The following is a 13,519-nucleotide window of genomic DNA, read 5'->3' on the forward strand; positions in this document are numbered from 1 at the left end:
AAATGGAGTAGTAAGCAACCGCCGGATGGCGGCCGGCAAGGAGCGAAGTGGGGAACGGTAGACTTCACAGCGACGGCGCAGCAGCGTTGAGCGTAGGACGGGAGCGCCCCCCGCTCTCACCTCCGGCATCCGCGATAACCGCGCCCGCGGTCTGGTCGCCGACTTCCTCAGGAGCCACATCGCTGCCGACTCGCACATGTCGGTGGTGTCCGCCTTCTTCACCATCCACGCCTACGATGCCCTCAGGCAGCACCTCGACCGCATCGAGCACATGGACTTCCTCTTCGGCGAACCCCGGTTCGTCCGCTCACTCGACCCGGACAAGACGGAGAAGAAGGCTTTCATCATCGACGCGGCCGGCCTGAAACTCGCCAACACCCTCCAGCAGAAGCGCGTCGCCCGCGAGTGCGCCGACTGGATCCGCGACAAGGTCTCCGTGAGATCGGTGAAGCAGGCGAGCTTTCTCCACGGCAAGATGTACCACATCACCAACGGCGGCGTCGCGCACGCGATCCTCGGCAGCTCCAACTTCACCACGAAGGGTCTCGGGCTATCCGCCGGCGACAGCAATATCGAGCTCAACCTCATCGTCGACAGCGACCGCGACCGGGCCGATCTCAAGGCCTGGTTCGAGGCGCTCTGGAATGACGCCGACCTCGTTGAGGATGTGAAGGACGAGGTCCTCCAGTACCTCGACCAGCTCTACCAGAATCACAGCCCGGAATTCATCTACTACAAGACCCTGTTCCATATCTTTGATCGCTACCTCAGCGACGAACGGAAGACCGAAGGCGACATCGCGCGAACCAGTCTCTTCGATACGCGCATCTGGAGGGCGCTGTTCGAGTTCCAACGCGACGGCGTTCGCGGCGCGATCAACAAGATTTTCGCGCACTGTGGCGAATGCGGCAGTTCTTCGCGGCCTACTCCAAGCCTGCGGTTCTGGAACACCTCGCTCCAGAACTGGCGACCGGCGTGAAGTGCCGAGCGCGGAAGGCCGCGGCGCCAATTCTGGAGCAGGATGTTCCAGAATTATGAGCGCCGCGCATAACCAAGAACCTTGCGCCGCGATGGACCGAGGGCCACTCCCGACGATGAAATGACGCTATGCCCCGCACCCCGCCGCGACTGCTGATCGAAGAGTGGCTGCACGCAAGGCTGTGGGACCCGGCACTCAGGCAGACGTGACCGCAGGCGGATGGGGGCGCGAGTTGCAAACCGCCCCCGTTCGGCTCTATGTCGGTGCCCCACGCGCGAGATCCACAGTGCGTCGGCGCGACCGATGAGCGTCTTTGACCTCCACGCCAACGTCCTCAGCGACTACCAGGACTACGTCCGCTCGTTCTTCACGATCGCGGGCGACCGGGCGCGCGCGTTCGTCGATCAGGCACTTACGGATGAGGCGCGGCTCTGGCCGCCGCCCCAGCACGGTGCCCCCTGCCTCAATGAGAGCCAGCGTCACCAATGACCTTCACGCCATACCACGCCAAGTATTTCGCTCATGACCTTACCCGGCGGGCCAGTGGCGGACTCGACCGGCTGTCCATGTCGCTGTTCGACGCGGCCGTCGATCTCAACCCGCATCAGATCGAGGCAGCGTTGTTCGCTCTCGAATCGCCACTTTCCAAGGGCGTAGTCCTGGCCGACGAGGTCGGCCTCGGAAAGACGATCGAGGCGGGCATCGTGCTGTGCCAGTTTTGGGCGGAACGTAAGCATCGGCTGCTAGTGCTTTGCCCTGCATCGCTGCGCAAACAATGGGCGCTGGAAATGGAGGAAAAGTTCAACCTGCCCACGCTGGTGCTTGACGCCAAGGCCTATCGCGAGGCGCAACGGAGCGGACGCGCGCCTTTGACCGAGAAGGCCGTGCTCATCATGTCCTTCAACTACGCGAACGCCCTGCGAGACGAGGTGAAGGCAATTGCCTGGGACCTCGTCGTCATTGACGAAGCCCACAAGCTCCGTAACGCCTACCGGCCGAGCAATAAGGTCGGCCAGGGCATCCGCTGGGCTACCGAGGATTGCCGCAAGCTCCTGCTGACCGCTACGCCGCTGCAGAACTCGCTGCTGGAGCTGTATGGCCTCTCGACCTTGATCGACGAGCACCTGTTTGGGGATCTCAACGCCTTCCGCGCCCAGTACGCCAGCGCCGGCAGCAGCATCACTGACCTGCGCCAGCGCCTCTCGGGATTCTGCAAGCGCACGCTGCGCAACCAGGTCACCGAATACATCAGTTACACCGAGCGGCGGGCCATCACGCGACCGTTCACGCCGAGCAACGACGAGCATGCGCTCTACGAGGCGGTGTCAGGATTCCTGCAGCGCCCCGACAGCTACGCGCTCCCGCAACGCCAGCGTCACCTGACCGCCCTCATCTTGCGCAAGCTGCTGGCGTCGTCTTCGCTAGCCATCGCCGCCACGCTCGACACACTCAAGGCCCGACTGGAGGGTCTTCGTGACGAGCAGGCACGGAACGATCCCGATCTCGCCGAGCGCCTGATCGAAGCGGAAGAGATCGAAGACGACCTGCTTGACGAGATCCTCGCGGACGACGTCGAGGCCGGCGCATCCGAGTCCGCGCCCGTCGCCATCGACCGGCAGAAGCTGCGCGAGGAGATCGACATTCTGCAGCGACTCGCCACCTGGGCGCGTGGCATCGGCATCGACACCAAGACGCACACGTTGCTCAAGGCGCTGGACATCGGCTTCGAGCAGATGTCCGCGACGGGCGCGGCGCGCAAGGCGTTGATCTTTACCGAGTCGCGCCGCACCCAGGATTACCTGAAGGCCTTCCTCGAATCCCACGGCTACGGCGGCCAGGTGGTGGTCTTCAACGGCACCAACGGCGGGCCGGAAGCGACCGTGATCTACGAGCGCTGGGTCGAGAAGAACCGGGATACCGGCCGTTCTTCGGGCTCGCGCGCTGTTGATGTGCGCACCGCGCTCATCGAGCACTTCCGCGACGAAGCGGCGATCCTGCTCGGCACCGAGGCGGCGGCCGAAGGCATTAACCTGCAGTTCTGCTCGTTGGTCATCAATTACGACCTGCCGTGGAACCCGCAGCGCATCGAGCAACGCATCGGCCGCTGCCACCGCTATGGGCAAAGGCACGACGTAGTGGTCATCAATTTCCTGAACGAACGCAACGAGGCCGATCGCCGTGTCCTTGAGCTGCTGGGCGAGAAGTTCAGCCTCTTCAGCGGCGTCTTCGGTGCCTCCGACGAGGTGCTTGGGAGCATCGAGTCCGGCGTCGACTTCGAGAAGCGCATCCTCGCCATCTACCAAGAGTGCCGCACGCCCGAGGAGATCGATGCCGCGTTTCGTACACTGCAAGCGGAGATGGACGAGAGCATCCGCACCCGGATGGACGATACGCGCCGGAAGCTGTTCGAGCACTTCGACGAGGACGTGCATCAGCGCCTCCGACTTCAACTCGTTGATGCGAAAGCCCAGGTCGATCGGGTCGGCCAGCGGTTCTGGTCGCTGACCCGCTTCATGCTCGACGGCCGCGCCTGCTTCGACGACGGCGCGCTGGCCTTCGACCTCAACCGACCGCCCCGCGAAGAGATCGCGACGGGCCGCTACCACCTGATCTCGAAGTCGCATCCGCGCGCTGACGAAGGCGGTGGCGAGGAGCGCAGCCAGTTTCTGTACCGCATCTCTCACCCGCTGGGCGAGTACGTCGTGGACGCCGCGAAAGCCCTGGAGACGCCTCCGGCGCAGATTGTTTTCGACGTGTCGCAGCATCCGACCCGCATCCACGCGGTCGAAGCGCTCCGCGGCAAGAGCGGCTTTCTCACGCTCACGCGCTTCGTGGTCGATTCGTACGAGCGCGAAGAGTACCTGCTCTTCTCCGGATTCGATGAGAGCGGCGCGTCGCTCGACCAGGAGACGATGGAGGAGCTCTTCGGCTGTTCGGGGCGGGTGGAGGGCGCCGACGCGATCCCGGCCGCCGTGCACCAACGCCTCCCCGCCGAGGCGGAGCGTCACGCGAAGGCCACCCTGAGCCGCTCGCTGGAGCAGAACAGCGTCCACTTCAACCAGGCGCGCGAGAAGCTGGAGAAGTGGGCCGACGACATGGTGCTGTCAGCCGAGAAGGCGCTCGCCGATACCAAGGAGCAGATCAAGGCGTTGCGACGACAAGCGCGGCAGGCGGTGACGCTGGAAGAGCAGCATGAGATTCAAGAGAAGATTCAGAAGCTGGAGCGCCAGCAACGCCGGCAGCGCCAGGAGATCTTCAAGGTCGAAGACGAGATTATGGAGAAGCGTGACGGCCTGATCGAATCGCTGGAACGCCGCTTGGCCCAGAAGACAGAAACCGAACGCCTCTTCACGATCCGATGGACGGTGGAATGATGCGGTTGCACGGCAGGGGCACGTCGCCGCATCGGGGGGCGTCATCCGGTAGGGGCACGTTGCAACGTGCCCCTACCGGGGTGGTGGCGGCGGATGATTCGGCCACGGTGGATTGGTTCTGGCCATGACCCGATTCGACCCTGACACGCATCACCGCCGTTCGATCCGCCTGCGGGGTTATGACTACGCGCAGGCAGGTTTGTATTTCGTGACGGTCTGCACGCAGGATCGTGTTTGTCTGTTTGGCGACGTGATCGACGGGAAAATACGGTTGAACGAATTCGGGCACATCGCGGCCGAGGAATGGGCGCGCACCGCCGACATACGCCGCAACGTGACCGTGGACGCATTCGTCGTCATGCCCAATCATGTCCACGGAATTATCGCGATCGACGGTGGGGACACGCCTGGTAGGGGCACGTTGGGGGTAGGGGCACGTTGCAACGTGCCCCTACGGCCGGATGATCATCCGCCCGCCCCGGATACGGGCACGCCCGATGGGGGCCCATTTTCGGGTGCGGGCACGTTGCGACGTGCCCCAACGACCGAACGATTCGGTAAACCTACATCGAATTCCATCCCCACGATCGTTCGCCTTTTCAAATCCGCCACCACGAAACGCATCAACGCGCTGCGCGGTATGCCGGGTGTCCCCGTCTGGCAACGCAACTACTACGAACACGTCATTCGGGACGACGCGTCTCTTCACCGCATCCGGCAATACATCGTCGAAAACCCCGCCCGATGGCACGAGGACGCGGAGAATCCGGCACGCGAGGTACGGCCGCGGGTGGGGGCAGGTTGCAACGTGCCCCAACGGCGGAATCCCCCAGGCGAGAAGACATCATGACCCAGAGATTCGAGAAGCTGAAAACTCTGCTCAAGGAGCTGTTCCAGCTCGACCAGCCCGACCTGGACTTCGGTCTCTATCGCATCATGCATGCGAAAGCGGCGGAGGTGACGCAGTTCCTCGACAAGGACCTGCTGCCTCAGGTGCGCAAGGCGTTCGAGCAATACCAGCCGGCCGATAAGGCGGAGCTGGAGAAGGATTTGGCCAAGGCGATCGAGCAGGCGCAGGCGCTCGGCGCCGATCCGGAAACGTTGCCGAAGGTGAAGGATCTGCGCCGGAAGCTCGCAGAGGACGCCGTGGATATCGGCGGCCTGGAGGACGAAGTCTACGATCACCTTTTCAGCTTCTTCCGGCGCTATTACTCGGAGGGCGATTTCCTGGCGAAGCGCGTCTACAAGCCCGGCGTCTACGCCATCCCCTACGAGGGCGAGGAGGTGAAGCTCCACTGGGCCAACCGCGACCAGTACTACATCAAGACCAGCGAGTACCTGCGCGATTACGCCTTCCGTCTGCGGCCGGAGAATGAGGCCAACCCGATGCGCGTGCACTTTCGGCTGGTCGACGCCGCCGAGGGCGAGCATGGGAACGTCAAAGCCGCGGAGGGCAAGGACCGCGTCTTCATTTTGGCAGCCGAGGATTGTGTCGCCCAGGAAAACGACGACCTGGTGATCCGTTTCGAATACCGCCCCGCGACGCTGGCGGATTGGCACCCCGCGCCCGGTAGGGGCACGTTGGGTAGGGGCACGTTGCAACGTGCCCCTGCGACGACCGATCCGGGTACGGGCACCGATTTGGGTACGGGCACGTTGGGTACGGGCACGTTGCAACGTGCCCCAACGACGACCGATCCGGGTACGGGCATCGATCCGGGTACGGGCACCGATTTGGGTACGGGCATCGATTTGGGTAGGGGCACGTTGCGACGTGCCCCTACGGCGGAATCCCATTCACCAACGTCTGCGGACCAGCGCGAGGCCAAGACCAAACCACCCGCGCAGAAAGACCTGATCGCGATTGCCGCGACGCGCGTGCTGGCCGTGGCCGACGCGTCACTCGCCGCATGGATCGCCGAACTGGGCAAGCCGCACACCCTCTCGAGCGGCGAGAAGGCCGACTACAGCCGTCTCGAAGCCCACCTGCGCCGCTACACCGCCCGCAACACCTTCGACTACTTCATCCACAAGGACCTGGGCGGCTTCCTGCGCCGGGAGCTGGACTTCTACATCAAGAACGAGGTCATGCACCTCGACGACATCGAGAACGAGACGGCGCCGCGCGTCGAGCAGTACCTGTCCAAGATCAAGGTCATCCGCCGCATCGCCGGCAAGATCATCGACTTCCTTGCGCAGCTCGAAGATTTCCAGAAGAAGCTCTGGCTCAAAAAGAAGTTCGTGGTCGAGACCAACTACTGCATCACACTCGACCGCATCCCAGAAGAGTTCTACCCCGAGATTGCCGCCAATGACGCCCAGCGGAAGGAGTGGGTGCGGCTCTTCGCGATCGACGAGATCAAAGGCGACTTGGCGACGCCGGGGTACAAAGTACCGCTCACTGTGGCGTTTCTGAAGGGGCATCCGACACTGGTGCTGGATACGCGGCACTTCGACGCCGACTTCACCGCGCGGCTACTACAGGCGATAGGCGACGTGCGCGAGCAAACGGATGGGATGCTGGTGCGCAGCGAGAACTTCCAGGCGCTCTCGTTGGCCCAGGCGCGCTACGGGGAGCAGGTGAAATGCATCTACATTGACCCACCATACAATACCGACGCATCGGCGATCCTCTACAAGAACGATTACAAACACTCGTCCTGGATGAGCCTCATCGAGAACAGACTGGCTCTGACAGGAAGGCTGCTCGGGACCACCGGTGTGATCTGTTTTGCAGTCGATGACGAAGAGGTTTCGGAGGCTCGGCACGTGCTGGCGCAGTTCTTTCCCAAAGAGGTCGGGATCGCGGTTGTGCGATCAAACCCGCAGAGTCGAAAGGCCAAGGGGACATTTTCGCCTGCGCACGAGTATGCCCTGTTTTACGGTAGGTCATCCACGTCGACGCCGGGCAGCTTGGAACTTACCGAGAAGCGCATGGCCCGATATCCCAAGCAAGACGAGAAGGGCCGTTTTGCCTGGATGAACTTCATTCGGACCGGGACCAACGACAGGAGGGCCGATCGCCCGAAGCTCTACTACCCGATCTTGGTGGCTCACGACAACACACTGAGGATTCCGAATATGACGTGGTCGAGCGAGCTCGGAGAGTATGGCGAGTACGTGCTCAATGAGCCGATCAGGGAGAATGAGGTGGCTGTCTTCCCGGTAGTGGATACCGACGAAGGTCAGATCGAGAAAAGGTGGCATAGAGGACACGGGAGGGTCACGGAGGAGCCCGACGAGTACCGGGCACGCAGAGACCCTGACGGGCATGTCAGTATCGACTTCAAGACCCGCATGGATGAAAGCTCGACTCCTGTGACATGGTGGGACAGCAAGGAGTATGCTTCGGCCAACTACGGCGCCGTTGAGCTGAAGGCCCTGTTTGGAGCTAAGCCATTCGACTTTCCCAAAGCATTGGGTCTCGTAGCGGACTGTCTGAGGGCAGCAAACGCAAACGCCGACTCCATCGTCTTGGACTACTTCGCAGGCTCCGGCACGACTGGGCACGCGGTCCTTAACCTGAACCGTGAGGACGGTGGGCGGCGCAAGTTCATCCTCGTGGAGATGGGCGACTACTTCGACACGGTTCTCCTGCCACGCATCAAGAAGGTCACCTTTACGCCCGAGTGGAAGGACGGCAAGCCGAAGCGCCTGGCGACCAAGGAGGAAGCAGAACGCAGCCCGCGCATCGTCAAGATCATCCGCCTCGAATCCTACGAAGACGCCTTGAACAACCTGGAGACGCGCCGCACCGATACGCAGAGGAGCCTTTTGGAAGCGCCCGGAGCGCGTGGCGCAGACGGGCTGAAGGAGCAATACCTGCTGCGCTACATGCTCGACGTCGAGACGCGCGGCAGCCAGTCGCTGCTCAACGTGCAGGCGTTCAAGGACCCGACCGCCTACAAGCTGAAGGTGAAGCGCCCGGGCAGCGACGAGAGCCGCGAGGTCAGCGTCGATCTGCTGGAGACGTTCAATTACCTGAATTACCTGATCGGCTTGACGGTGCAGCACATCGCCGCGCCACAGACGTTCAGCGCAAGCTTCAAGCGCGACGACGATCCCGACTTGCCTGCGGACGCACCGCGCCGCTTGCTCCTTGATGGACGCTTGAAAGAGATATCCCCTCACCCCACCCCTCTCCCCGCAAGCGGGGCGAGGGAGGAAAAGGTGTGGTGGTTCCGCACCGTGACGGGTACGACGCCGGACGGCAGGCGGACGCTGATCATGTGGCGCAAGCTCACGGGCGACCCGGAGCAGGACAACCTGGTCCTCGACGCCTGGTTCACCAAGCAGGGCTACTCGACGAAGGACTACGAGTTCCACCTCATCTACGTGAACGGCGACAACAACCTGGAGAACCTCAAGCAGCCGGACGATACCTGGAAGGTGCGCATGATCGAGGAGGATTTTCACCGGTTGATGTTCGATACGGAGGGCGTGTGAGCAGGTCGCTCAACAAGGCGGTGCCGACCGCCCGCGGCACCGCCGCGCTCTACCGCGAGGTGCGCGCGGTCTTGGAGCAGGCACGCGGCTCAGCCTATCGCGCCGTCAACGTCGCGATGGTGCATGCTTACTGGAATGTCGGGCGGCTTATCGTCGAGCACGAACAAGCCGGACTGAAGCGCGCCGCGTATGGTGAGGCGGTGCTCGAAGAGCTGTCACGTCGGCTCACCACCGACTTCGGTCGCGGGTTTGCGGTAACCAATCTTCGGTACATGCGGCAGTTTTATCTTGCCTTCCCAATTCATCACGCACTGCGTGATGAATTGGGGGCGCTGGCAAAACGGAACGCACTGCGTTCAGAATTGCCCGCCTCCGAGATGCGCGCCGCAGCGCGTCTCGAATCTCCAAATCGTCACGCGCTGCGTGACGATTCCGCTGCTCCCCCAACAACGCTCCGGCCGGAGCTTTCCTGGACGCACTACCGCTTGCTCCTGGGGGTGGAGGACCCCAAGGCGCGCGAATGGTACATGCACGAGGCTGCCGATCAGCACTGGTCGACCCGCCAGCTCGATCGCCAGATCGGGGTACTCTACTACGAGCGCCTGCTGGCCAGTCGCAAGAAGGCGCCGGTACGCCGCGAGGCGGCCGCCAAGCTCGCTGCCGTGGAACCGGAGCAGTTCATCCGCGACCCGTACGTGCTCGAATTCCTCGATCTGAAAGACTACCCGGCGCTGCGCGAATCGGCCGTGGAACAAGCGATCATCGACAACCTGCAGGCGTTCCTCTTGGAACTGGGCAAGGGCTTCTCGTTCGTCGCCCGGCAGAGGCGCATGCGCTTCGAAGACGAGGACTTTTACGTCGACCTCGTCTTCTACAACTACCTGCTCAAGTGCTTCGTGTTGATCGATCTCAAGGTCGGCAAGCTGACGCACCAGGACATCGGCCAGATGGACAGCTACGTGCGCGTGTTCGATGCCCACGCGCGGCCCAAAGGCGACAACCCAACCATCGGGCTGATCCTGTGTTCGAAGAAGAATGAAGCGGTTGCCAGGTACTCGGTGCTGAGCGAGGGGAAGCAGATCTTCGCGGCCAGGTACGTGAAGGTTCTGCCTAGCGAGGCACAACTGGCGCGCGAGATCGAGCGCGAGCGGCGGCTGATCGACGCACAACGCGCTGGGAAGGAGGCCCGCTGATGCCGCGCGGACGTTCCCGCGCGAATCAGGCCAGTGCAGCGCCGGCGGCGCCCGCCCCGCGTGGGCGCCGAGCGAACAACCGGCCGCAGCTGCCGTTCGCCTACAAGCTGGTGCTCAACCAGTGGCTGCTCGGCCTGTTTGGGACCGAGCGCTTCGAGCAGCTCGCCGAGCATCTGCGCGACGAGAGCCTGGAAGGGCTCGACGAGAACAACGTCCACCGCTTCCACCACGCGCTGGCGGCGCATTTCCCGGATCTCGAACCACTGCCGCCGGCACTGCTGCTCGAATACGATCAGAACATCGTGCGCATCACGCAGCGGCTCAATGATCGCCGCCTCACCCGTAGCCAGGCACCGGTCGTCTGGAAGTATTTCCAGTACCTGATGCTGCTGTTCACCGAGATTTACCTCGACCGCTACTTCCGCGACCCGCGCGCGCTGCTTGCCGCACTGAACGAGCGGATCGCGGCGTTCAACAACAGCAAGCCGGACACCGATCGGATCGCCCCCTTCGACGAGACGGCCGATGCCTGGCCGCAGCTCAACAAGCTTGCGTACTGGAGCGCCACCGGCTCGGGCAAGACGCTGGTCATGCACGCGAACATCCTCCAGTACCAGCACTACCTGGGCACACACGGCCGGCGGCGTGAGCTGAACCGCATCATTCTCCTCACCCCCAATGAAGGACTCTCCCAGCAGCACCTGCGCGAGTTCGAGGCGGCGGGCATGTCGGCAGAGCTGTTCAACAAGGACGGGCGCGGACTCTTCGCCGGGCAGTCGGTCGAGATCATCGATATCCACAAGCTCAAGGACGAGATGGGCGACAAGACCGTCGCCGTGGACGCGTTCGAAGGCAACAATCTCGTGCTCATCGACGAGGGCCACCGCGGCGCGAGTAGCGGCGAGGAAGGCGCGTGGATGCGCTTCCGCAACGCGCTCTGCGAGAAGGGCTTCTCCTTCGAATACTCGGCCACCTTCGGGCAAGCGGTGAAAGGCGACACCGCACTTACCAACCTCTACGCCAAGAGCATCCTGTTCGATTACTCCTACCGCTACTTCTACCGGGATGGGTTTGGAAAGGACTACCAGATCCTCAACCTGGACGAGGACACGCAAGCGAACCACCTGGAGCTGTATCTGACCGCCTGCCTGTTGGCCTTCTTCCAGCAACAGCGGCTCCACCGTGAGCACGCGGCGAGCTTCCGGCCGTTCAACATCGAGAAGCCGTTGTGGATCTTCGTCGGCGGCAGCGTGACCGCGACGCTGGCGAAGAAGGACGCCTCGGACATTGTCGAGATCCTCCAGTTCCTGGCGCGCTTCGTTGCGGATCGCACTGGAAGCATCGAGCGCATCGGCCGGGTGCTCGACCAAGGCTTGGTCACGGCGACGGGCAGGAACCTCTTCGCTGGCCGCTTCGCATATCTCAACACCAGCCACCTGACGCCGGCACAGGTGTTCGATGAGGCGCTGGCGACGCTGTTCAACGCGCCCGGTGGCGGACTCCTGTACGTCGAGAACCTCAAGGGTGCGACCGGTGAAATCGCGCTGCGGCTGGGCGCCGAGAATGAGCCCTTTGGGGTGATCAACGTCGGCGACGACGCCAAGCTGGTGAAGTTGTGCGAGGAGAACGGACTGCAAACCGGAGACCGAGAGTTCTCGGGTTCGCTGTTTCACGAGATCAACCAGCCCGGCTCCACGGTCAATGTTCTCATCGGCTCGAAGAAGTTCACCGAGGGGTGGAGCAGTTGGCGGGTGAGCACCATGGGCCTCATGAACGTCGGCAAGGGGGAAGGTGCGCAGATCATCCAACTCTTCGGGCGCGGCGTCCGCCTCAAGGGGCATGGCATGAGTCTGAAGCGCAGCACCAAGGCGCAGCTCCCCGACGACATCGTCCGCCCGAAGCATATCGGCGCATTGGAGACGCTTGGCATCTTCGGCATTCACGCCGACTACATGGCGCAGTTCCGTGACTTCCTCGAAGAGGAGGGGCTGCCATCGAACGAGGACCAGATCGAGATCCTGTTGCCGGTGATCAAGAATCTGGGCACAAAGCAGCTCAAGACGGTTCGGCTCAAGAAGACGATCAATGGCGTGAGCACCGAGTTCGGCGACGCCTTCAAACGGCTCGGGCCGATCTCGACGCTGCGGAAGCCGGACCCCGACCGTGAACCGGCGACCGACTACCTACAGCGGAACCAGGTTGTCGTGAACTGGTATCCGAAGATCCAGGCGATGAAGTCACGCGGCGTACTGGGCGGAGACGAAGACGCCCGACCTGAGCAAGGGTGGCTTTCGGAACAGCACGTGGCGTTCTTGGACATCGACCGGCTGTACTTCGATCTGCAGCAGTTCAAGGCGGAGCGGGCGTGGCACAACCTGAACCTACCCCAGGACTGCATCCAATCACTGCTGGCGGATCAGAGCTGGTATCGCCTGTTGATCCCCAATGAGGAGCTGGCGTTCGATTCCTTCGAGAAAGTGCGCCTGTGGGAGGAAATCGCTCTCTCGCTCCTCAAGAAATACGTGGAACGGTACTACACGTTCCGCAAACGCGAGTGGGAACTGCCCCATCTGGAGTATCAGTACCTGACGGAGGACGACCCGAACTTCCAGGGCGTGAAGGAAGAGGAGGGGTATTACCGCATCTTGATCGAGCAGTCGGAGGTGGAGATCGTCGAGAAGCTCCAGGAGTTGAAAGCCCACATCGAAGCCGGTGATCTGCGCCCGTGGGAGTTCCGCGGCATGAAGGCCATCTGGTTCGGGCGGCACCTCTACGAGCCGCTGCTGTACTTGGACCAGAAGATCGTCGAGATCAGCCCGGCGCCACTCAATCGGGGTGAGCGTCAGTTCATCGAAGACCTCAAGGCCTTTCACGACAACGCTGGCGGCTTCTTCGACGGCAAGGAACTCTACCTGCTGCGGAACCTGAGCAAGGGGCGGGGCGTGGGGTTCTTTGAAGCCGGCAACTTTCACCCGGACTTCATCGTGTGGGTATTGGTCGGAGGCCGCCAGCACGTGATCTTCGTAGATCCCAAGGGCGTTCGGAATCTCGGCGCAACCGATCCGAAGATCCAATTTCACCAGACCATCAAGGAAATCGAGCAACGCCTCGGCGATGCGAACGTGCGCTTGGACTCGTTCATCGTATCGAACACACCATCGCACACCATGAGAAAGCTCTGGGGCATGGACAAGGCAGCGATGCAGGCGCGGCACATCGTGTTCCAGCAGGAAGACAAGGACTCGTATGTCCAGATGGTTCTGGCTCAGGTGGTTGATGGCTGAGCCCTCGTTGCCTGGATCGCGATTGCCCAGCACCGACGCCGACATCGCCCACCTCCGCGAGCTGCACGCCGCAACGGACCGCACCATTCTCGCCTGTTACGGCGTGTCCTTCCGGTGAGCATGCATGCGCGCTGACGTCGCGTTCGACTAACCTCCCCGGCCATCTCGACGAGAGGAGGATGGTCGAATGGCAAGGGAGAACAGCGCAACGCAGGGACTGGCACGACTGAGTGAGCTGCGGCG

Annotated in this window: 5 protein-coding genes and 2 pseudogenes; all 7 read left to right on the forward strand. The window is 62.5% G+C overall.

The window, feature by feature from the left end:
- Nucleotides 1-196: 196 nt before the first annotated feature.
- The 7 genes and pseudogenes from HY699_21980 to HY699_22010 all read left to right on the forward strand — a co-directional run bounded on the left by HY699_21980 (nt 197) and on the right by HY699_22010 (nt 13,276).
- Nucleotides 197-979: a hypothetical protein gene (locus tag HY699_21980; protein ID MBI4518478.1), complete on the forward strand. Its 783-nt coding sequence runs from the start codon at nt 197-199 to the stop codon at nt 977-979.
- Nucleotides 980-1,282: 303 nt separating this feature from the next.
- Nucleotides 1,283-1,468 (forward strand): hypothetical protein, encoded by a 186-nt coding sequence (locus tag HY699_21985; GenBank protein ID MBI4518479.1) that lies wholly within the window; start codon nt 1,283-1,285, stop codon nt 1,466-1,468.
- On the forward strand, nt 1,465-4,353 hold the full coding sequence (locus tag HY699_21990) for a DEAD/DEAH box helicase (protein ID MBI4518480.1): 2,889 nt from the start codon (nt 1,465-1,467) through the stop codon (nt 4,351-4,353). The genes HY699_21985 and HY699_21990 overlap by 4 nt, the downstream gene beginning before the upstream one ends.
- Nucleotides 4,354-4,477: 124 nt before the next feature.
- A pseudogene (locus HY699_21995) lies at nt 4,478-5,122 on the forward strand (transposase).
- A 77-nt stretch (nt 5,123-5,199) separates the two neighbouring features.
- Nucleotides 5,200-8,799, forward strand: a complete 3,600-nt coding sequence (locus HY699_22000; protein MBI4518481.1) for a site-specific DNA-methyltransferase — start codon at nt 5,200-5,202, stop codon at nt 8,797-8,799.
- A gap of 59 nt (nt 8,800-8,858) precedes the next feature.
- A pseudogene (locus HY699_22005) lies at nt 8,859-9,992 on the forward strand (DUF1016 domain-containing protein).
- Nucleotides 9,992-13,276 (forward strand): DEAD/DEAH box helicase family protein, encoded by a 3,285-nt coding sequence (locus HY699_22010; GenBank protein ID MBI4518482.1) that lies wholly within the window; start codon nt 9,992-9,994, stop codon nt 13,274-13,276. Before HY699_22005 ends, HY699_22010 begins: the two are co-directional and overlap by 1 nt.
- Nucleotides 13,277-13,519: the final 243 nt, after the last annotated feature.

Source organism: Deltaproteobacteria bacterium (genome assembly GCA_016210005.1).
Taxonomy (GTDB): Bacteria; Desulfobacterota; Binatia; order HRBIN30; family JACQVA1; genus JACQVA1.